The sequence below is a fragment of the Thalassobacter sp. HA4-2 genome (genome assembly GCF_055693705.1).
The window spans coordinates 1-20,599 of record NZ_JBVFUK010000002.1; the positions used below are offsets into that span (position 1 = coordinate 1).

At 61.2% G+C, this 20,599-nt stretch carries 14 protein-coding genes and 7 pseudogenes; 10 read left to right on the forward strand and 11 right to left on the reverse strand.

The annotated features are described in order from the left end of the window. Positions 1–87: 87 nt before the first annotated feature. The 3 genes and pseudogenes from ACZ1G0_RS15400 to ACZ1G0_RS15410 all read right to left on the reverse strand — a co-directional run. Positions 88–789 (reverse strand): GntR family transcriptional regulator, encoded by a 702-nt coding sequence (locus tag ACZ1G0_RS15400; RefSeq protein WP_472737838.1) that lies wholly within the window; start codon positions 787–789, stop codon positions 88–90. Beyond that, positions 786–1,334, reverse strand: coding sequence for an amidohydrolase family protein (locus ACZ1G0_RS15405; RefSeq protein WP_472737839.1), 549 nt, complete (start codon positions 1,332–1,334; stop codon positions 786–788). Before ACZ1G0_RS15405 ends, ACZ1G0_RS15400 begins: the two co-directional genes overlap by 4 nt. 433 nt (positions 1,335–1,767) lie before the next feature. Then, positions 1,768–1,836, reverse strand: a pseudogene (locus ACZ1G0_RS15410) (hypothetical protein); the annotation flags it as partial. A 77-nt stretch (positions 1,837–1,913) separates the two neighbouring features. Between ACZ1G0_RS15410 and hutI the strand changes: the two are divergent. From hutI to ACZ1G0_RS15440, 6 genes and pseudogenes are all read left to right on the forward strand, one after another. After that, a pseudogene (gene hutI / locus ACZ1G0_RS15415) lies at positions 1,914–3,106 on the forward strand (imidazolonepropionase). Beyond that, positions 3,103–4,586, forward strand: a pseudogene (gene hutH / locus ACZ1G0_RS15420) (histidine ammonia-lyase). The pseudogenes hutI and hutH overlap by 4 nt, the downstream one beginning before the upstream one ends. After that, positions 4,583–5,305 (forward strand): N-formylglutamate amidohydrolase, encoded by a 723-nt coding sequence (locus ACZ1G0_RS15425; RefSeq protein ID WP_472737840.1) that lies wholly within the window; start codon positions 4,583–4,585, stop codon positions 5,303–5,305. The pseudogene hutH and the gene ACZ1G0_RS15425 overlap by 4 nt, the downstream one beginning before the upstream one ends. Beyond that, positions 5,302–6,593, forward strand: a pseudogene (gene hutU / locus ACZ1G0_RS15430) (urocanate hydratase); the annotation flags it as partial. The gene ACZ1G0_RS15425 and the pseudogene hutU, both read left to right, overlap by 4 nt. 88 nt (positions 6,594–6,681) lie before the next feature. Next, positions 6,682–7,722: an aromatic ring-hydroxylating dioxygenase subunit alpha gene (locus ACZ1G0_RS15435; RefSeq protein ID WP_472737841.1), complete on the forward strand. Its 1,041-nt coding sequence runs from the start codon at positions 6,682–6,684 to the stop codon at positions 7,720–7,722. Between the two features lie 24 nt (positions 7,723–7,746). After that, a pseudogene (locus ACZ1G0_RS15440) lies at positions 7,747–8,546 on the forward strand (phytanoyl-CoA dioxygenase family protein). A 51-nt stretch (positions 8,547–8,597) separates the two neighbouring features. Here the strand turns inward: ACZ1G0_RS15440 and ACZ1G0_RS15445 are convergent. Beyond that, positions 8,598–9,141 (reverse strand): annotated as a pseudogene (locus tag ACZ1G0_RS15445) (3-hydroxyanthranilate 3,4-dioxygenase). A gap of 38 nt (positions 9,142–9,179) precedes the next feature. After that, positions 9,180–10,004 (reverse strand): annotated as a pseudogene (locus tag ACZ1G0_RS15450) (dihydrodipicolinate synthase family protein). 158 nt (positions 10,005–10,162) lie between these two features. Here ACZ1G0_RS15450 and ACZ1G0_RS15455 point away from each other — a divergent pair. The 4 genes from ACZ1G0_RS15455 (at position 10,163) to kynU (ending at position 14,697) form a co-directional block, all read left to right on the forward strand. After that, on the forward strand, positions 10,163–10,939 hold the full coding sequence (locus tag ACZ1G0_RS15455) for an aspartate dehydrogenase (RefSeq protein WP_472737842.1): 777 nt from the start codon (positions 10,163–10,165) through the stop codon (positions 10,937–10,939). After that, on the forward strand, positions 10,936–11,886 hold the full coding sequence (locus tag ACZ1G0_RS15460; protein WP_472737843.1) for a LysR substrate-binding domain-containing protein: 951 nt from the start codon (positions 10,936–10,938) through the stop codon (positions 11,884–11,886). The genes ACZ1G0_RS15455 and ACZ1G0_RS15460 overlap by 4 nt, the downstream gene beginning before the upstream one ends. 94 nt (positions 11,887–11,980) lie before the next feature. After that, a complete protein-coding gene (locus ACZ1G0_RS15465; protein WP_472737844.1) occupies positions 11,981–13,411 on the forward strand; it encodes an NAD-dependent succinate-semialdehyde dehydrogenase in 1,431 nt (476 codons plus the stop codon). A 35-nt stretch (positions 13,412–13,446) separates the two neighbouring features. After that, positions 13,447–14,697, forward strand: coding sequence for a kynureninase (gene kynU, locus ACZ1G0_RS15470; protein ID WP_472737845.1), 1,251 nt, complete (start codon positions 13,447–13,449; stop codon positions 14,695–14,697). Here the strand turns inward: kynU and ACZ1G0_RS15475 are convergent. The 6 genes from ACZ1G0_RS15475 to ACZ1G0_RS15500 form a co-directional block, all read right to left on the reverse strand. Further along, positions 14,694–16,307, reverse strand: coding sequence for an alkaline phosphatase family protein (locus tag ACZ1G0_RS15475; protein WP_472737846.1), 1,614 nt, complete (start codon positions 16,305–16,307; stop codon positions 14,694–14,696). The genes kynU and ACZ1G0_RS15475 overlap by 4 nt on opposite strands. A gap of 131 nt (positions 16,308–16,438) precedes the next feature. Next, entirely contained in the window at positions 16,439–17,578 is a 1,140-nt protein-coding gene (locus ACZ1G0_RS15480) for a tripartite tricarboxylate transporter permease (protein ID WP_472737847.1), read from the reverse strand. 21 nt (positions 17,579–17,599) lie between these two features. Then, positions 17,600–18,019, reverse strand: coding sequence for a tripartite tricarboxylate transporter TctB family protein (locus ACZ1G0_RS15485; protein WP_472737848.1), 420 nt, complete (start codon positions 18,017–18,019; stop codon positions 17,600–17,602). 56 nt (positions 18,020–18,075) lie between these two features. Beyond that, positions 18,076–19,026, reverse strand: coding sequence for a tripartite tricarboxylate transporter substrate binding protein (locus ACZ1G0_RS15490; RefSeq protein WP_472737849.1), 951 nt, complete (start codon positions 19,024–19,026; stop codon positions 18,076–18,078). Positions 19,027–19,306: 280 nt separating this feature from the next. After that, positions 19,307–20,047: a pirin family protein gene (locus tag ACZ1G0_RS15495; RefSeq protein WP_472737850.1), complete on the reverse strand. Its 741-nt coding sequence runs from the start codon at positions 20,045–20,047 to the stop codon at positions 19,307–19,309. Between the two features lie 60 nt (positions 20,048–20,107). Continuing rightward, entirely contained in the window at positions 20,108–20,539 is a 432-nt protein-coding gene (locus ACZ1G0_RS15500) for a DoxX family protein (protein WP_472737851.1), read from the reverse strand. Positions 20,540–20,599 lie beyond the last annotated feature (60 nt).

The following is a 20,599-nucleotide window of genomic DNA, read 5'->3' on the forward strand; positions in this document are numbered from 1 at the left end:
GCATCATTTTGGCGTGGTCCAACAACAGGGCGGGTGTTTCCAAATCAAACGGCATGATGTGATCTTTCTGGGGATACAAAACGGGATCTAAAGGCCAGTGCGCAACTGATAGCCCGGCGTGAACAGCAATCTTACCTTGGTGACCGACGCGGGGCCATCCCACGTCAGACGGTCCATTGCAAACAAGGCACTGGCCTTGGCCACGTCCATCATGTCAGCATGCTCTGCCGATGCTTGCACCGCTGAAAACGCGATTTCCCCGTGGGTGTAGGGCGCGTGTTGCATCAGCCATTCATTTGCGCTGACCGTCTCGAAGGTTTCATCCGTCGCGGTGGGGACCTGGTCAATGTTGATCCAGCGGTCCTCGATCGCATAGGCGTGGTCATCGGCCAGATGCAGCGCGCAAACATGCAGCAGCTTCGCGTCTGCCGCAGTCTTCATGGCCGCACTGATATGGAGCGCGGGTTTCTCAATCCCGCGCGATATCAGGTGATAGCCATATTTTGCGCCGCTGTCCTCGACCTCGTGCCGCAGCACGGCGATGTCGAGCGTGGCCTTGGCCACCGGTTGCGCGGCCACCCGTGTGCCCGCCTTGCGCTTGCGGTCCAACAGCCCGCTTTCGGCCAGCGACCGCAAGGCGCGGTTCACGGTTGACCGGGCGCAGCCGAATTCGATGGCCAGGTCCGCCTCATTGGGGATCAGATCGCCGGGGGCCCATTCGCGGGCGTGGATGCGGCGCAGAACCTCGTCCTGCACGCTTTGCCAATTGCGAAAGGTGGGGGAGTTCACAGGGCGTCTCTCAATGCGTCAATCGTTTGTTTGTAGGCGGCGACAATGCGGCCCCTTTGTACGTGTTGCCCGTTCTGTACCATATGCCGCCCAGCCGACCAAACATCTGTCACCAGGCGGTCATCGCCCGCAAAGATCCACGCATCAAGGGCGGTGTCCCCCACCCTGCCCCACATGTGTTCCGAGGTGGTGTCGAGGGCCATGACATCGGCCCAGGCCCCCATCTCGATACGGCCAGTGGTCCGGCCCGAGGCCTGCGCGCCGCCTGCAACGATACTGTCGAACAAACGCCGCCCGGTTGATTTTTCCGGCGAGGCCAGTGCTGCGCGTGTGCCGTCTCGCAACCGTTGCGAATACTCCAACGTGCGCAGCTCTTCGCTAAGCGCGATGCGGATGTTGCTGTCGGACCCGATGGCAATCGCCCCGTCGTGATCCAGCCAACGCAGGGCGTCGAAAATACCGTCGCCCAGGCTGCTTTCCGTGATGGGGCACAGGCCTGCGACTGCACCGGACTGCGCAAGTGCGATGGTTTCCTGCGGTGTCATCTGCGTGCAGTGGATCAGGCACCAACGGTGATCCAACGCCATGTTGCCCAAGGCCCATGCCCGTCTCGCCCGCCGCGGCCACAACGCGTTCAGAGGTTTCCGCAAGGGCATCATAGGGCACGCCACCGGGCTGGTGATGCAGATAGTGGAACTCGACCGACGCGCCATAGCCTGCCTCTAGCATTTCCATCTGCACAAAGGCGGTGATGGCCTCAATGTGATCGGGTGTCAGACGGTCCAGAAACCGGAACATCAATTGGCGCCATGTCCAAAAGCAGTCGCTTGGATCGGGGCAGCGCCGTTCGGTCAGGCCCGCCATGGCGCGTTGAAACGCGTGGCTGTGCACATTCACAGGCGCAGGCAAGAGCATCGGCACTTCGGTTCCCGCAGCGGGCGCGTCTGCGTGCGCCTGTGTGATGCGCCCATCGGCACCAATGTGCACACGCACATCTGAGGCCCACCCCGAAGGCAGCAACGCTGTTCTGGCCCAAAGTGTTTGCATCAGGTCACTCCGCTTGACCTTACTTTATGTGCATACATAAAACTAAAAAGCACGTTATTTAGCAAGCGTGTCGCCCCATGCTTTTGACCAACACCCGCGTCGTCACCCTGCGCGATAGCCAAGATTACGGTTTGATCGAGGACGGTGCGATTGCGCTGGAGGGGGATCGGATCGCGTGGGTTGGTCCCATGGCGGACATTCCACAGGGCTACCGCGACCACCCGGCGCAGGATCTGGGCGGGCGGCTTGTGACACCTGCGTTGATTGATTGCCACACCCATGTGGTGTTTGGCGGCAACCGCGCGGCGGAATTCGAGCTGCGCCTGAACGGGGCCAGCTATGAGGAGGTCGCGCGGACGGGGGTGGGATCGTGTCCACCGTCAGTGCCACGCGCACCGCCTCTGACGCGGCGCTATAGGCAGACGCGCTGACCCGTGTGGATGCCATGATCGCCGAAGGTGTCACCCTGATCGAGGTGAAATCCGGCTATGGCCTCGACACCGAAACCGAGCTGAAAATGCTGCGCGTCGCGCGGCAGATTGCCAAGGCCCGGCCCATTGACGTGCGCACCAGTTTTCTGGGCGCCCATGCGGTGCCGCCTGAATACAAGGGCAGGCCTGATACCTATATTGACGAGGTTTGCATCCCGACCCTGCGCGCCGCCCATGCCGAAGGGTTGGTCGATGTTGTGGACGGGTTCTGCGAAGGCATCGCCTTTGATACCGCCCAGATCACACGGGTTTTCGATGTTGCCGTCGAATTGGGCCTGCCGGTCAAACTGCATGCCGAGCAGTTGTCGAACATCGGCGGCACACAACTGGCGGCAAAATACGGCGCGCTGAGTGCCGATCATGTGGAATACGCCACGGATGCCGATGCGCAGGCCTTGGCCCAATCGGGCACGGTCGCGGTTGTTTTGCCCGGCGCGTTCTACACCCTGCGCGAAACCCAAAGCCCGCCGTTCTCCGCGTTTCGCGCCCATGGCGTGCCCATGGCGTTGGCCACGGATTGCAACCCAGGCTCGTCGCCCATGGCCTCGCCCCTGTTGACGATGAACATGGCCCGCACCCTGTTTCGGATGACCCCGCTAGAGGCGCTGTTGGGTCTGACGGTGCACGCGGCTCAGGCGCTTGGAGCAGCGGACCGGGGGCGCATCGCGCCGGGCGCGCGCGCTGATCTGTGCGTCTGGAACATCGCCCATCCGGCGGAACTGGCTTACCGCATCGGGTTCAACCCGCTGCACACACGTATTTTCGGGGGATCCTTATGACCGTTACACTGACACCCGGTGCGGCCACCTTGGCACAGCTGCATGACATCTGGGCCAACAACCACGCCGTCACATTGGACCCAGCATTCCATGACGGGATCAAGGCCGCCCATGGGATGGTGGCCAAGGCGGCAGGCGATGCGGCGGTCTATGGCGTGAACACCGGGTTCGGCAAACTGGCCAGCGTCAAGATCGCGGCGGGAGACGTGGCCACATTGCAGCGCAACCTGATCCTGTCCCATTGCTGCGGCGTGGGAGAGGCGCTGGACGCGTCCACCACACGGCTGATGATGGTGCTGAAACTGCTGTCGCTGGGGCGCGGGGCGTCACACCCGTGATCCCCGCGCAAGGATCTGTCGGAGCCTCAGGTGATCTGGCCCCCTTGGCCCATATGGCCGCCGCCATGATCGGCGCGGGCGAGGCCGTGTTTGAAGGCACCCGCATGCCCGCCGACGCGGCCCTGCGCAAGGCGGGCATCACACCGATTGTGCTGGGCCCGAAAGAGGGGATGGCCCTGATCAACGGCACGCAATTTTCCACGGCCTGCGCGCTGGTGGGTCTGTGGGGTGCGTGGCGCAACGCGGCCACCAGTGTTCTGACCTGTGCGCTGTCTACGGATGCGATCATGGGCTCCACCGCGCCCCTGCAAGACGCGATCCACACCCTGCGCGGCCATGCCGGTCAAATCGCAGTGGCGCGGGCGCAAAGGGCCTTGATGGAAGGATCCGAGATCCGCGAAAGCCATGTGGACGGCGACACCCGCGTCCAAGACCCCTACTGCATCCGCTGTCAGCCGCAGGTGACCGGCGCCGCCATGGACCTGTTGCACTTTGCCGCCCGCACCCTTGAGATCGAGGCGAATGCTGTCACCGACAACCCCTTGGTACTGGTCGAGGATGATCTGATCGTGTCGGGCGGGAATTTCCATGCCGAACCGGTGGGCTTTGCCGCCGACCAGATCGCCGTGGCGATTTCCGAGATCGGGGCCATCGCGCAACGCCGCGTCGCCTTGATGGTGGACCCGACCCTGTCGTTCGACCTGCCCCCGTTCCTGACACCGGACCCGGGTTTGAACTCGGGCCTGATGATTGCAGAGGTCACAACGGCCGCACTGATGAGCGAGAACAAGCATCTGGCCAATACCTGCACCACCGACAGCACGCCGACCTCTGCCATCCAAGAGGACCACGTCTCCATGGCCGCCCACGCCGCGCGGCGTCTTTTGCGGATGAACAAGAACCTGAATGTGATCTTGGGGGTCGAGGCGATGTGCGGCGCGCAAGGGATCGAATTCCGCGCGCCCCTGCGCACCAGCGCTGCGTTGGAGCACGCCATGGCAACCCTGCGCGCGAACGTCCCGACCCTGGCAGAAGATCGCTATCTGACCCCGTGCATCGAGGCGGCCAGCAGTTTGGTGGCAAGCGGTGCCTTGGCTGCATCCGTGACCTTGCCCGCGTTTGTCAAAGGTCAGGCCGAGTGACCCCCGTTTCCGTATCCCAAGGTGACAGTCCCATTGTGCTGGGCCTGCCGCATACGGGGACGTTTGTGCCCGATGACGTGGCCGCAACGCTGAACGACACCGGGCGCGCCAACTTCCACCGCTACGTGATCGACGCCAACCGCGACCCCGAAGGCCGCAGCCTGTATCCCGGTCAGAACACCACTTTGGTGCCTTTGACCGATTTCGATGGGTTGGACATCTGGGACACACCGCCCACCGCCGCCGAGATCGAGGCGCGGCGTATGGCCTTTCACGCGCCCTACCATGCCGCTTTGCACGCGGAGCTGGAGCGTGTCCGCGCCCTGCACGGCGTTGCGATCCTTTACGACTGCCACTCGATCCGGTCGCGCATTCCGTTCCTGTTCGACGGCATCCTGCCCGATTTCAACACCGGCACGAACCTTGGCACCACCTGCGATCCGCGCGTCGAGGCCGCGACCACCGCGATCTGCGCAGCGTCCCCGTATACCGATACGGTCAACGGGCGGTTCAAGGGCGGCTGGACCACGCGCCATTATGGGCGACCCACGCTAGATATCCACGCCATCCAGATGGAGCTGGCCCCATCGACATATCTTCGCACCGAAACCGCGCCCTGGACCTATGACGAGACCAAAGCGGCAAAGCTGCGCCCGCACCTTAGGGACATCCTGACAACACTGGCCGCACTGGCCCCGACCCTTGGAGGCACACCATGACTGACCCCCGCCACAACCAACGCGACATCTTCCCCCCACGGGCACCGAGATCACCGCCAAAAGCTAGCTGACCGAAGCGCCCATGCGCATGCTGATGAACAACTTGCACCCCGACGTGGCCGAAAACCCCCATGAGCTGGTGGTATACGGCGGCATCGGGCGTGCGGCGCGCACATGGGATGATTTCGACGCGATTGTCGCCGCGCTCAAGGCGTTGGAGGACACGAAAACCCTGTTGGTGCAATCGGGCAAGCCCGTGGGCGTGTTCAAAACCCACAAGGACGCGCCGCGCGTGTTGATCGCCAATTCCAACCTCGTGCCCCATTGGGCGACGTGGGACCATTTCAACGAGTTGGATAAAAAGGGGCTGGCGATGTATGGCCAGATGACCGCCGGGTCGTGGATCTACATCGGCACCCAAGGCATCGTTCAAGGCACCTACGAGACCTTCATGGAGGCCGGGCGCCAGCACTACGACGGCAACCTCAAGGGCCGCTGGATCCTGACCGGTGGCCTTGGCGGCATGGGCGGCGCGCAACCCTTGGCCGCTGTGATGGCCGGGGCCTGCTGTCTGGCTGTGGAATGCGACGAGACCCGCGCCGACTTCCGCCTGCACACCCGCTACGTAGACGAAAAAACCCACGATCTGGACGAAGCCTTGGCGATGATCGACCGCTGGACCAAGGCCGGCGAGGCGAAGTCCGTGGCCCTGATCGGCAATGCTGCGGATGTTTTTCCCGAACTGGTCAAACGCGGTGTGAAACCTGACATGGTCACGGACCAGACCTCGGCCCATGATCCGATCCATGGCTATCTGCCCCAAGGTTGGACCGTGGCCGAATGGCGCGCCAAGCAGGAGAGCGACCCCAAAGCGGTCGAGGCTGCGGCCCGCGCCTCGATGAAGACCCAAGTCGCCGCCATGGTGGATTTTTGGAACCAAGGCGTGCCCACATTGGATTACGGCAACAACATCCGGCAAGTCGCACAGGAAGAAGGGCTGGAGAACGCCTTTGATTTCCCTGGCTTTGTGCCCGCCTACATCCGGCCACTGTTCTGCTGAGGCATCGGCCCCTTCCGGTGGTGCGCCCTGTCCGGTGACCCGGAGGATATCTACAAGACCGACGCCAAGGTGAAGGAGTTGATCGACGACCCGCACCTGCACAACTGGCTGGACATGGCGAAGGAACGGATTGAATTCCAGGGCCTGCCCGCGCGGATTTGCTGGGTCGGCCTTGGCTTGCGCGACAAGCTGGGGCTGGCCTTCAACGAAATGGTGCGCAACGGCGATGCAGGGTACGACGACGCGCTGGACTGCGCCCGCGAAAATGGCTTGAACTTGCCCGGTATTCTGGGCCGCCGAACAAAGGAGCACGCAGATGTTTTTGAAGAACGCATGGTATGTCGCGGCGTGGGATCATGAAATCACACGCGATCTGCAACAGATTATGGTGCTTGGCGAAAAGGTGTGCGTATTCCGGTCCCAGGCCGGGGATCTGGTCGCCCTGGAAGACGCCTGCCCGCACCGCAAACTGCCCCTGTCCAAGGGCCGGATCAAGGGCGATACGGTCCAGTGTGGTTATCACGGGCTGACGTTCAATTGCGCGGGCACCTGTGTCTGGGCCCCCGGTTCGGGCGGGATCCCGTCGAACGCCAAGGTCCATGCCTACCCCTTCCACGAAAAATACGGGTTGGTCTGGATCTGGATGGGCAACCCGGCCCTTGCCGACCCCGCCGACATTTTCGAGATCGAGAATTACGACAACCCCGATTGGGGCATCAACCGCGGTGCCGCGATGGAGCTTGATTGCAACTACCTGCTGATGTGCGACAACCTGCTGGACCCGACCCATGTGGCCTGGGTCCACCAAAGCAGCTTTGCGGCCGATGCCACCAAGGACACGCCCCTGCGGATCAAGAAAACCGATAGCGGTGTGATTGTGCACCGCTGGATGATGGATCACGAACCGGCCCCGTTCTACAAAAAGGTGGTGGAGTTCGAGGGCAACTGCGACCGCCTGCAACACTATGAGGTGCGCTATCCGTCCCACGCCTTGATCAAGGCGGTGTTCACCCCGGCAGGCACCGGCGGGCCCGATGGCCCCTTGCACGAAAACACCTTCATCATGGACAGCTACAACTTTATGACCCCCACCGACGAGGGCCGCACGCGGTATCATTGGTTCCAGCTGCGCAACATCCGCCCGGATGATGAAGCCCTGTCCAAGATGATGTCCGAAGATGTCCAACACGCCTTTGAAGAGGATCGCGCCGTCCTGAACGAAGTGCAAAAGGGCATGACCAACACGACATCTCCGCATATTGATCTGCCGATTGACGGGGGCCAACTGCGGTTCCGCCGTCAGCTTCAGGCGATGATAAATGAAGAACAACAAGTCGACCGCCAGATGGCCGAATAGGCCGCGCGCACAAAGGAAGATCCCATGACCCATCCCCTGTTGACCCAAGATCACATCGATGCCTACGCCCGCGACGGCGTCGTGCTGGTGAAAGGCCTGTTCAAGGATCAGGTCGAACAGCTGCGCGAAGGCGTGGCCCGCAACATGGCAGACCCCGGTCCCTACGCCGCCGAGAACCTGAAGGAAGGCGAAGGCGGACGGTTCTTTGACGACTATTGCAACTGGACCCGGATTCCCGAACTCGAGGCGGCAATCCATGCCTCCCCGGCGGCGGCCGTCGCGGCGGAGTTGATGGGGTCCAAGTCGGTTCAGATGTTCCATGACCACGTGCTGGTCAAGGAACCCGGCACCTCCAAACCGACGCCGTGGCACCAGGACGCCCCCTATTACTTCGTCGAGGGTCAGCAAACCGTCAGCTTCTGGTCACCCCTTGATCCAGTAAAGACAGCATCGCTGCGCTGTGTTGCGGGATCGCATTTGTGGGAAAAACCTGTGCTGCCGACGCGCTGGCTGGCAGAGACCAGCTTTTACCCCAATGACGATGATTACATGCCCGTTCCGGACCCGGACGCGATGGGCATGGACATCCGCGAATACGAGATGGAGCCGGGCGACGCAGTCGCGTTCAACTACAAGACCCTGCACGGCGCGCGCGGCAACGAGGCGGGCACCCGGCGCCGGGCGTTTTCCCTGCGGCTGCTTGGGGATGATGCACGGTATGTGGAACGCCCCGGCCCGACCTCGCCCCCTTCCCCGGTCACGGAATGACCGAGGGACAGCGCCTGCGCACGGATTGGTTCCCGATGCTGCTGGACGCGGGCTGACCCAGAAACACGAAGGGCGGCTGGAACACCCAAGCTGCCCTTTTTTCTGCTTTAGAGTTTGACCCAACCCTCTGGCGGTTCCTTGCCCGGGTGGATCGCCTTGCAATTGGGGCAGGTCCGATCCTCTTCGGAGGCGTAGAACTTGTTGTAGACGGGCGGCAGGTCCTCGACGATCGAGGTCAGCTGCATTTCGGCGCGGTGCACAAGGGTGCCGCACTCGAAACAATACCACTCCAACGCGTCCAGCTCTCCAATCTGGCGCTTGGGTTCGACCACCAGTCCGATTGACCCTTCTTCGGGACGTTGCGGAGAATGGCGCACGTGGGGCGGCAACAGGAAGATCTCGCACTCACGGATCGGCACGTCGTAGAATTCTTCCCCGTCATTAGATCTTCAGGACCATGTTGCCCTCAAGCTGGTAGAAAAACTCCTCCACCGGATCGTCGTGGTAATCGGTACGCTTGTTCGGACCGCGCACTACGGTCACCATCAGGTCCGCGTCTTCCCACACCTGTTGATTGCCGACGGGCGGTTTCAAAAGATGGCGATGCTCGTCAATCCAGTTTTTGAAATTGAACGCTTTCAGCTTTCCCAAGGGGGTCTCGCTTTCCTCAAATTCCCTGCGATCCCAGCCTACAGTTTCAGGCCGCAGCCTCCAAAGGCGCGGCGAACCTCTGCCTTTTCGGCCTCGGTCAAGTCCAGCATGGGCTTGCGCACGGGTCCGCCGACCTGACCCAACAATTCCTGCCAGTATTTGCCAAAGGCCGTAGGCTTATCTGCGGGCCTGGACGCCTTGATCGCTTCGCGCACGGGGTTCAGGCTGTCACGCACACGGCGGGCCTCTTCGAACTTGCCGTCAAAGGCCAGCTGGGTGTATTCGTGCATCCGCAGGTCGTTCTTGGTCTGCAACTGATAAGGCGGCGAGGAACACAGATACAGCCGCCGTCCCAACTCTTCGATGTTGTCCAGCCAATCATCCTCTTGTGAGGTCGAGACCTGGATCTTGTCGCCAATCATGTGGTGCAGTTTGACATACATCTCGCGCGGGACCGAGTATTTGATCGCCACGATGTTGGGCAACTCGGCGATGCGCGCTCATTCCTCGGGCTGCATCAGATAGCCACTGTCGGGATGGCTCCACATGGCAATGCCGATGTCCAGCTGATCACAGAAGGTCTTGTAGTACTGATACAGAACCTCGCCGCGATCATGCACAAAGCTAAGCACCGGCGCGTGCACCACGATGTAATCGGCCACGCTCATGGAAAAGAACTCGCCCTGTTTGCCCGCCACGAACAGGCCCTGAATTTTCAGATCATCAATCCAGTGGCGGATGTTGGCACGCAGGCCCGCCTCGTTCAGGGTCAGATCATCGTTGAACGGGTTCAAGGCCGCGGCCCAGATGCCGGTCATGTGCTCTTTGGCATAGGCTTTGGCATCATGTTTCGTATATTTCATGGGTCGGACCCCTGCGTTTAGACAGCTTTGCTTTCGACGCCCCCAAGGCCGCAACCCGCCTTGCTTGCCAAGATTTAAGGCGAAAATTCGATATCAAAAAAAGTATATCAGTAGGTCGTCAATTTCGATAATCTTGCGGCGAACACAAAGGAGAGCTTATGCAAATCGCGTTGATCGGAACAGGTGCCATCGCAAGTTATGTAGAGCGTGCGTTGAAAGACCGCCCGCACAATCTGTGCGCTGTATTGGTCCGCCCGGCACGCCTGTCCCAGAACCCCGACCTTTTCGTCAGCACCGTTGACGCCCTGCCCGACGAGGTGGATCTGGTGATTGATTGCGCGGGGCATACGGCGCTGGCGGGTTATGGCCCGGCCATTCTGGCGCGCGGCATGGATCTTCTGACCGTCTCTTTGGGGGCCTTGGCGGATCACGATACCTACACCGCGCTGGACACCGCCGCCCAAACCGGCGGGGCAAAGCTGCATCTGGCCAGTGGGGCAATCGGCGCGTTGGACTGCCTACAGGCGGCCCATGTCGGCCGATTGGATCGTGTGACTTACGTGGGGCGTAAGCCGCCCGGCGGCTGGCGCGGCTCTCCGGCGGAAGACAAGATCGACCTGGGCGCCCTGACGACAGGCGCGCAGACCCACTTTGAGGGGACCGCGCGCGAGGCCGCCCTCGCCTACCCAAAGAATGCCAATGTCGCCGCCGCTGTGGCTCTGGCCGGCGTGGGCTTTGATAAAACCACCGTACGCCTGATCGCCGATGCAGACGTCAGCGCAAATATCCACGAGATCGAGGCCGAGGGTGATTTCGGAACCTTCACCTTTCAGATCAGCGGACAATCCCTGCCCGACAGCCCGCGCAGCTCTGCGCTTGCCGCCATGAGCGTCATTGCCAAGTTGGACAGCCTCAGCCGCGCGATTTCCCTATGATCGCCAAACATTCCCGCATCGTGGAACGCGCGCTGACGCGCCTGAAACTGCGGCAGTTGCGGTTGCTGGTGGCTGTGGGCAGTCATGGCAACATCCAGAATGCTGCGCGCGAGTTGGGCATTTCCCAGCCCGCCGCCACCAAGATGATCCAGGACCTGGAGATCGATTTCGAGGTCACGCTGTTCACCCGCACCAATCGCGGCGTCGTGCCAACTGTGTTTGGCGAAACCCTGATCCGGCACGGCAAACTGATCTTTGCGCAGGTCTCGAACGCCGCACAGGAGTTGGATGACCTGAACGAAGGCAACAGTGGGCGCGTGGTCGTGGGCACGCTGCTGGCGGCCTCAGCCAGACTGCTGCCTGCTGCGATTGCGACTGTCCTGCGCGAAAGACCCAAGGTCGCAATCAAGATCATCGAAGGCACCAACGAGATTTTGATGCCCGCCTTGTTGTCGGGCGAGATTGATCTGGTCGTGGGCCGCCTGCCCTCGCACCGCCACCGCGATAAGTTGAAACAGGAAAAGCTGTTTGACGATCGCGTCACGGCAGTGGTCGGCAACGAACATCCATTGGCGCGGGTCAACGCGGTGGATTTTGAACAGATAAAGCCCTTTGGCTGGATTTTGCCCCCCGCTGAAACCACCATGCGGCGCCAGATCGACCAGTTCTTTATCGCGCAAGGGCAATATGCCCCGCCGTTCGCGATTGAATCCGTGTCCTATCTTGCCAACCGGGCGCTGTTGCAGGCGAATGACTGGGTCGGGCTGCTGCCCGCTGCGGTGGTTCAACAGGACGTGGACAATGGATACCTGACGGCGCTGGATTGGCACGTGCCCTTCGGGCAAAGCCCTGTCGGGCTGACGTTTCGCAGTGACAACAGCCTGTCGCCGGCGGGCCATGCCTTCAAGGACGCCCTGCACTTCGTCGCGCGGGATTGCGCGCTTTAGATATTCTGCAATCTTATATCTGTATCAAATCAATTCACTTGAATTGAACCCCACCATCTAATGTGTTGGGCACAAATCCAAGGCGTGCGAGATCATGTATCCTGAGTTAAAACTGTTCATTGCCGGCGAATGGCGCACGACACGCCGCGATATGGCCGTGATCAACCCAGCGACCGAACAAGAAATCGGACGGTTGCCTTGTGCGGATATCTCTGACCTTGACGACGCCTTGGCCGCTGCCGAGGAGGGGTTTCGCATTTGGCGCGCAACCTCGCCCCGCGAACGCGGCGACACCATACTGCGCGCGGCTGCATTGATGCGCGAACGCCAGGAAGAGATCGCCCAAGCGATCACGCTGGAACACGGAAAACCGCTGGCCCAGGCCCGCCTTGAGGTCATTCGCGGGGCCGAGTTTTTCGAGTGGGACGCGGGTGAGGCGATGCGCACCTATGGCCGGGTGATCCCCGCCGCAAAGGGGCACAAGTTCACCGTGCACCACCAACCCATCGGCGTCGTCGCGGCGTTCTCGCCGTGGAACTTCCCCATGAGCCAACCGGCCCGCAAGATCGCAGGCGCGCTGGCGTCGGGCTGTTCGATCATTCTGAAGGCCGCCGAGGAAACGCCAGCGGGTGCCGTCCACATCGCCCGCGCGTTCCAGGATGCGGGCCTGCCTGCGGGAGTGCTGAACCTCGTGTTCGGGGACCCGGCGGAAATCTCTGGCCATCTGATCCCCCAAGACCCCGTGCGCCTTGTGGCCTTCACCGGCTCCACCCCCGTGGGCCGTCACCTGACCACGCTGGCCTCCGAAAACATGACATCCGTGTTGATGGAACTGGGCGGACACGCCCCCGTCATTGTCTGCGAAGATACCGATGTGCAGGCCGCCGCCACCTCTGGCGCGATCCGCAAGATGCGCAACGCCGGGCAGGTCTGCACCTCTCCCACGCGGTTCTTTGTGCACGAAAGCATCTTTGAGGACTTCACCGACGCCTTCGTGGCCCGTGCCCGCAAAACCGTGGTGGGGGACGGTACGGAAGCTGGCACCGAAATGGGCCCGCTGGCCAACGACCGCCGCGTGCCCGCCCTGACCGCGTTGGTCGAAGATGCCCGCGCCAAGGGGGCCACCGTTGCCACAGGCGGCGCGCGCCACGGCGACACCGGGTATTTCTTTGAACCGACGGTGCTGGTCAACGTCCCGGACGATGCCCGCATCATGCAGGAAGAACCCTTTGGCCCCGTAGCGGTCATCAACCCGGTCACATCACTGGATGATGCCATCGCCCGCGCCAATTCGGTGCCCTACGGGCTGGCGGGCTATGCCTTTACCAATCGCGCGGACTACATTGACCGCTTGATTGATGAGGTCGAGGTGGGCAACCTGTCCATCAACACCCTCGAGGCGTCCATGCCCGAGACACCCTTTGGCGGGGTCAAATCCAGCGGCTATGGCCGCGAAGGCGGCTCCGAAGGGTTGGACAATTACATGACCGTCAAGAACGTCTGGCATTCGTCCAAAATCGTCTGACGCACCGCACAACACCGAACAACAGGACACATCCCATGATAGCCACCCCCATCACCCGCGAAGACACGATCAAGATGGACGCCGCCGACCCCATCGCCCACCTGCGCGACCGCTTCGCCCTGCCCGAGGGCGACATCTATCTGGACGGCAATTCGCTGGGCGCCCTGCCCCACGGCGTGATGGACCGGCTGGAGGTCGCGGTAAAGGAGGAATGGGGCAACGGGTTGATCCGCAGCTGGAACGACGCCGATTGGTATCCCGCCCCGCAGCGCGCAGGCACCGCCATCGCCCGTATTCTGGGTGCCGATGACGACGAGGTGATCGTGTGTGACTCCATCTCTGTCAACCTGTTCAAGCTGCTGGTGGGGGCATTGCGCATGCGGCCGGACCGCAAGATCATCGTGTCGGAGATCGGGAACTTCCCAACCGATGTCTACATCAACCAAGAGGTCGCCAACATCATGGGCTGCGAGCTGCGCTGCGTCATGCCCGAAGAGGTCGAGGCCGCCATCGCAGAGGCAGGCACTGACCTCGCCCTCGTGCAACTGACCCATGTGCACTACAAGACCGGCCGCATCTACGACATGCCCGGCATCACCAAGCAGGCGCAGGATCTGGGCGCGCTGGTGATCTGGGATCTGGCCCATTCGGCGGGCTGCCTGCCGGTGCAATTGAACGCCTGCAACGCGGATTTCGCCGTGGGCTGTGGGTACAAATACCTCAACGGCGGCCCCGGCGCGCCTGCCTTCGTCTTTGTCGCGCGCCGCCACTTCGAGGCGATGAACCAACCCCTGCGCGGCTGGCACGGGCACGCGGCCCCCTTTGCCTTTACCCAAGACTACCAACCGCACCCGACCATCGACCAAATGCTGACCGGCACGGCCTCGCAACTGGCGACACTGGCGCTGGAAAAGGCGATGGAGGTGTTCGCGGACGTAGACATGAACGTGCTGCGTCAAAAGAACATGGCTTTGGGGGGTCTGTTCATCGCACTGGCGGAACAGGAACTGGGCGGCATGGGGTTTGAGCTGGCCAGCCCGCGCGACGCCGAACAGCGCGGATCCCAAGCCTCCCTCACCCACGCTGAAGGCTACGCAATCATGCAGGCCGTGATTGCGCGCGGCGTCGTGGGTGACTTCCGCGCGCCCGATATCCTGCGGTTCGGCTTTGCCGCACCTTACGTGCGCTACGTCGATATCTGGGATGCCGTGGCTCATATCCGCGAGGTCATGGAAACCGGCGAATGGGACCAGCCCAAGTTCAAGGAACGCCGCGCCGTCACCTAATCAGGGTCGTTTTCGGCGCGCCATCTGGCCAGCTCCGCCTCGTCCCAAAAGCCTAGATAGACCCCCTCGACGGCATCATCGTGACACATCTGCGTGTCGATCTTTTCATCCGACAGGGTGACGCGATTGTGCTGTCGGCGGGACCAATCGAACATCGCCGCCGACAGGCGCGCGATTTCCGGGGCATAGGTGTCGTCCGCCCCCAGATCGTGGAACTCATCGGGGTCGGTGGCCTGATCAAACAGCATCGGGCGGTGCCCCTCGACCCAGATCATCTTCCACCGTCCGTCGAACACCATGGTCAGCAGGCAGGACTTGGCATTGGGGCTGAGGTGGCGCAGGTGGATGCGCGTGGAATAATCGTATTCCGAAATGGCATAGGCGCGGGGCGTAGTTTCGCGCCCATGAATCACAGGCAGCAGCGACCGCCCCTCTAGGATATGGTCGGGCACCGTCCCGCCGAAATATTCGACAAAGGTGGGGGCCAGATCAATCGCCTCGGTCAGGTCGGTGTTCACCTGTCCGCGCGTGGCGTCGGCGTCTGCACTTGGGTCGACAATAATCAACGGAATACGGGCAGAGGGATCGTGAAACAGGTCCTTTTCCCCCATCCAGTGATCGCCCAGATAATCCCCATGGTCCGAGGTGAACACGATCAACGTATCCTCCATCTGCCCGCTGTCCTCCAGATAGGTCATCAGGCGCCCGATCTGGTCGTCAATCTGACTGATCAGACCCATGTAAGCCGGGATCACCGCGCGGCGCACCTCGTCCCGGCTGAAGGCCTGAGAATAGCGGTAGCCGTAGTAGGCCTCCATCAGGGGGTGCGGGTCGTCCAGTTCCACCTTGGACCGTTTGACGGGCAGAATGTCATCCGCGCTGTACATGTCGTGGTAGGGCGCGGGCACGATGTAGGGCCAATGGGGTTTGATAAAGCTCAGATGCAGGCACCAATTGTCATCCTTGGCCTGCTCCATAAACTCGATGGCCCGGGTTGTGGTGTAAGGAGTCTCGGAATCCTCCTCCTCGATGGCGGCGGGTTCCGTGCTGTGTTTCAGCAACCAGCCCGACAGGATTTCCCCGTCATCCCCTTTGCCGGAGTTGGCGGCCGTGTGCCACGGATTGTGACCCCCGTATCCCTTGGCCTTGAGGTGATCTTTGTATTTCGAGGGCCGGTTGGCCGCGCCTTCTGGCACAATCCCATCGCTGCGGTCCCAGACCTCGAACCCGCATTCCGCGACCAGCGCGCCGATCTCGCTGTCCATATCGATACCAAGGCGTTCCATCCCCTCCAGGTCCGCGCGCATGTGGGTCTTGCCGCACAGCACCGTGCGCACGCCCAGCGGTTTCAAATGATCGCCCAGCGTCATCTCACCCACCCGCAGCGGATACCCGTTCCAGGTCGAGCCGTGGCTGCGCACATAGCGGCCCGTGTAAAAACTCATCCGGCTTGGCCCGCAAATCGGTGACTGCACATAGGTCCGGTCAAACCGCACACCCCGCGCGGCCAAGGCATCAATGTGGGGTGTCTTGATCGTGGGATGCCCGGTGCACCCCAGGTAATCAAACCGCAATTGGTCACACATGATGAACAGAATTTTCTTGGGCATGACTGCTCCTGAATTTGTAACCCTTGGGATTTACGCTGACGTTGTCTTGGTGCGCTTCTTGAAACCCAGCCAATAGATCGAGAACGCGGACATCGCCAAAAGGATGATCGCCACCGGATGATTGGTCAGGTTCAGCACATCCCCGCGCAGGATAGTTGCGGTTTGTCCAAGGGACAACTCGAACCGGGGGCCAAGGATTCGGGTGCGGTGATCAGTTTGCTCCACAGGCGCAAGCCAAACAGCCCGCACACCAGATTGCACAGGTTGGCGGCCGACGCACTGCCCGGCAGGCCCAGGGTCAGCAGCGGGATGAAATCCGCCCCCGCGACCGAACTGTTGGCCGATTCCGCCGCCGCGATGCCGCGAATGTCGCTTTTGCCAAATGTTGACGGATCCTTGGCCGATTGTTTGGCCGACGCATAGCTCATGAAGGCCGCCGCCGTTGACCCCATGCCCGGCACCGCACCAATGAATGTGCCAATCGCGGACCCGCGCAAAAGGATGAATCGACAGGCCCAGAACTCTGCAAAGCTGACGGATTTCTGGTCTTTGGTCTGGTTTTTCGGGATCGAAACGGCGGGGCGGATGATCCCGTGCATCCGTGCAATGCGCAGCGTGATTTCAGACACGGCAAGGGACCCGATGGCAACCGAGGCTATGGGAAAACCGTCATACAGCTGGAACATCCCAAACAGAAACCGTGGGGTCGAATGTTCAGGATCAAGGCCCACCGTCGCCACCAATAGGCCAAAGGCCGTGGCGATGATGCCCCGCGTGATGGAAGATCCGATCAAGCCCGCAATCAACGAGAACGCAAAGATCATAAGGGCAAAGATCTCGACAGGGCCCAGTTGCAGCGCAAGGATCGCAAGGGGGGCGGCCAGGGTGATCAACACGATGTCGCTGAAGGTGTCACCGGTCACAGAGGAATAGAGCGCCATCTTCATTGCCCTGAGCGGCTTGCCCTTTTTCGTCAGCGGATATCCATCCAGTGCGGTCGCCGCCGCATCGGGCGTGCCGGGGGTGTTCAGCAGGATCGCCGGGATTGCCCCACCGATCAGCCCGCCCTTGTTCACGCCCACCAGAAAGCCAATGGCAGGCAGCGGGCTAAGCACAAAAGTAAAGGGGATCGCGATGGCCATGACCATAACCGGCCCAATGCCCGGCATGGCCCCCACGAACTGTCCTATGAAAACACCAGCCAAAACAAACAAGAGATTGGTCAGCGTCATGGCGTCGGCCAATCCGGCAAAGATGGTTGCTATATCCATTGGTTGTCCCTCTCAAGCCCCCTAGGGCAAGACGCGGTTCAGGACGTTTTCGACCAAAAACCATATGCTCAAAGGTACGGCGAGGGCCGCAAACAGCATCCAGTACCAGCGACGCTCCCCCATAAGCAGCATGATGGAAATCGCGAAAACCGGCGCGAACAGCTCATAGCCGAAACGCTCGATCAGCCAAACGCCCGCAATGCAGATCACAAGGAAACCAATCGCGCGCAGGCTGGACCGTAAATGAAACGTGATGCGTTCCTGACTGGTGAAGAATTGCACAACACCTGCCGCGATGATCACCCAAAGCGCGATGGATGGAACCGTAGATGGCACGACCCGTCCGAAATCGACCGCCTCTACCTGCGCTGGCAGGATGAAATACAAAAAGCCGAGACAGCCCAGAACAAGGCTTGCGGTGAAAATGCGCTCTGCGGTCATTCCTCGCCTCCCGGATGAAATGCCGGGCCCGAAGGCCCAGGCAGTGTGTGTCGCAATTATTTTGCGGCTTCGATCAGGGCAAAGGCATCATCCAGACCGCTTGCCAGCTTGGCATGTGTGCCGTCCGGGCCAAGATTGCTGGCCTTTGTTTGCATGACGTTTTCAATCAACTGATCCAGCGTTTCAGAAGAAATCGCATCGGCAATCGCTTTGGCAAGGGCCGCCTTCGCCTCGGGCTCCAGACCGGCCGGGGCGGCCAAGTAGAAATAGGGCTCGACCGAGAATGGGGAGCCTTGTTCCACCAAGGTCTCTGTCTCGGGGGAATAGGAATGGCGCGCTTGTGTGGCTACGCCCAACATCTTCAGATCACCGGAGTCCAAGTATTGGATATGCTCGCCTGCGCTGAACCCGGCATCCAGCTGACCACCCAAAAGGCCCTTGATGATTTCAGCGCCACTTTGGTTGGAAACAAGCTTTACCTGGCTGCCGACAGTGTTGTTGATCGACTGCATGATCAGGCGCTGAGGCCCACCATCAAACCCCACCAGGGAACCACCCCATGCCTTGCTGTAAGCGATGAATTCGTCAAACGTGTCATAGGGTGCGTCCGCGCGCGCAACGATGGACACGGGGGCCAGAACCACCGTGGCCAGATGGTCAAAGCTGCCGATGGTAAAGGGCAGTTTGTCGCCGCGCATCGCAAGGTTCATGATCGTCGCCACAGTGACGCCCATGCCGATCTTGCGGCCATCCGGCTCTGCGTTCATCAGTGTCGACAGCATGGCAACGCCGCCGCCACCGGGCTTGTTCTCGACCACAACGTCCCAACCGGTGCTTTCCTCGACGGCCGCTGCAATCGCCCGACCCAGGGTATCGGTGGACCCGCCTGCACCAAAGCCGATTTGCAACGTGATAGGAACGTCAGGCGCCGAGTCTGCCACGGCAACGCCGGGAACGGCAAGTGTAATCGCGGTTGCGGCCACTTTCATAAGTGCGGTGAATTTCATTTTGCATCCTCCCCTTGTTTGGTCAGGTGCCCTCATCGGGTGACGCAGCCATCCGGCGTGCATCGCAAAGGATGACGGGCACCACATCGCAAAAAGCGCACGTCAAAGGTGACGCTTTGACCAAAGCTTCGTCGAAACGGATACAAAAACCCAGTATATCGCAACGAAGTGGTTATTCAAAAATGCTATAGCAAAACACGATGGCCATGGCAGGCAGGCACCGGAAAAACAGGTGCAAAAAAATGCGCCCGCCCCGGGGACAGGGCAGGCGCGCATCATGTCAGGCCGCTAGATCAAAGAACAGGATTTCTGCGTCTTGGCCGTGGTCAAACGTCAACGGTCCACCGCCTTCAATCGCCAGACCGTCCCCTTTGGACAGGGCAACGCCGTTCACATGCAACGCCCCGTCTGCCACTTGGACCCAGCCTTTGCGGCCTTGGGCAAGGGTGGCCTCGATCACCTGATCCCCGCGCAAGGTCGCGGCATAAACGCTGGCGTCCGCCTGGGTTTGCATGGACCCGTCACGCCCGTCGCGGGACAGGAACAGTTTCAACGTGCCGTCCTTGTCAGCGGGGGTCAGGTCGATGGTGTCGTAGGCGGGCTTCGTATTTTGCACCTCTGGCAACAGCCAGACCTGCAAGAACCGCATCGCCTCGGTCTGGGACGGGTTGAACTCCGAATGGGTGACGCCGGACCCGGCGCTCATGTATTGCACGCCCCCTGCCCCGACCACGGACCCGTTGCTCATGCTGTCGCGGTGTTCCAGCGCGCCGTCCAGAACGTAAGAGAAGATCTCGGCGTTCTGGTGGGGATGCTGACCAAACCCGCGCCCGCCTTCGACCAGATCGTCGTTGATCACGCGCAGGTTGCCAAAGCCCATGTGGGCAGGGTCGTAGTATTGCCCAAAGCTGAAGCTGTGCGCGGATTTGAGCCATCCAAAGTCGGCCTTACCGCGGTCCGCCGCAGGGCGAAGGGTCATGCGCAAGTTGTCTTGCGTGTTGATGTCTTGATACAAAGTCATGGTGTGTCTCCAACTCGGCGACCCCCGGTGCGGGGGCCGCGTGCAGTGTTTGGGATACCTCTAGGCTTTCAGGCCCTCGGGGATGAAAGTGTCGATGACGGGCAGCTTGCGCAGGGCAAAGGCTCCGCCGCCCTGGATCGTTACGGCCACGGCCAAGGCGACCAACAGCACGGGGAATTCCCAACCGCCGTTTGGTGCGCTGAACAGCCAGCCGTTGGCTGCGTGGGCCCAGACGGATCCGATCAGGATCGGCAGCGACAGGGCCGCCACTAGGCGCGCATACAGCCCAAGGATCAGGGCCGTGCCGCCCAGCAGTTCACCGTAGATCACCAGATAGGCGGTGAAGGCTGGCAGGCCGAGGCTTTCGAAATAGCCGATGGTGCCGGGAATGGTGAAGACGAACAGTTTCAGCCACGCGTGGGCCAACAGGATCACCCCAAGGGATACGCGGACAATGAAAGCGCCGTAGTTCAGTTCGTTATGGTTGGTCATGGTGTGTCTCCAGATGTGTGAGTTTGTGTCTGGGACTGATATTGCATGACAGATTTGCGT

Excerpts from the sequence above, each read along its gene's own strand:
- ACZ1G0_RS15405 (WP_472737839.1), bottom strand. The coding sequence starts at position 1,334 with ATGACACCGCAGGAAACCATCGCACTTGCGCAGTCCGGTGCAGTCGCA.
- ACZ1G0_RS15435 (WP_472737841.1), top strand. The coding sequence starts at position 6,682 with ATGTTTTTGAAGAACGCATGGTATGTCGCGGCGTGGGATCATGAAATC.
- ACZ1G0_RS15455 (WP_472737842.1), top strand. The coding sequence starts at position 10,163 with ATGCAAATCGCGTTGATCGGAACAGGTGCCATCGCAAGTTATGTAGAG.
- ACZ1G0_RS15460 (WP_472737843.1), top strand. The coding sequence starts at position 10,936 with ATGATCGCCAAACATTCCCGCATCGTGGAACGCGCGCTGACGCGCCTG.
- ACZ1G0_RS15465 (WP_472737844.1), top strand. The coding sequence starts at position 11,981 with ATGTATCCTGAGTTAAAACTGTTCATTGCCGGCGAATGGCGCACGACA.
- kynU (WP_472737845.1), top strand. The coding sequence starts at position 13,447 with ATGATAGCCACCCCCATCACCCGCGAAGACACGATCAAGATGGACGCC.
- ACZ1G0_RS15475 (WP_472737846.1), bottom strand. The coding sequence starts at position 16,307 with ATGCCCAAGAAAATTCTGTTCATCATGTGTGACCAATTGCGGTTTGAT.
- ACZ1G0_RS15480 (WP_472737847.1), bottom strand. The coding sequence starts at position 17,578 with ATGGATATAGCAACCATCTTTGCCGGATTGGCCGACGCCATGACGCTG.
- ACZ1G0_RS15485 (WP_472737848.1), bottom strand. The coding sequence starts at position 18,019 with ATGACCGCAGAGCGCATTTTCACCGCAAGCCTTGTTCTGGGCTGTCTC.
- ACZ1G0_RS15490 (WP_472737849.1), bottom strand. The coding sequence starts at position 19,026 with ATGAAATTCACCGCACTTATGAAAGTGGCCGCAACCGCGATTACACTT.
- ACZ1G0_RS15495 (WP_472737850.1), bottom strand. The coding sequence starts at position 20,047 with ATGACTTTGTATCAAGACATCAACACGCAAGACAACTTGCGCATGACC.
- ACZ1G0_RS15500 (WP_472737851.1), bottom strand. The coding sequence starts at position 20,539 with ATGACCAACCATAACGAACTGAACTACGGCGCTTTCATTGTCCGCGTA.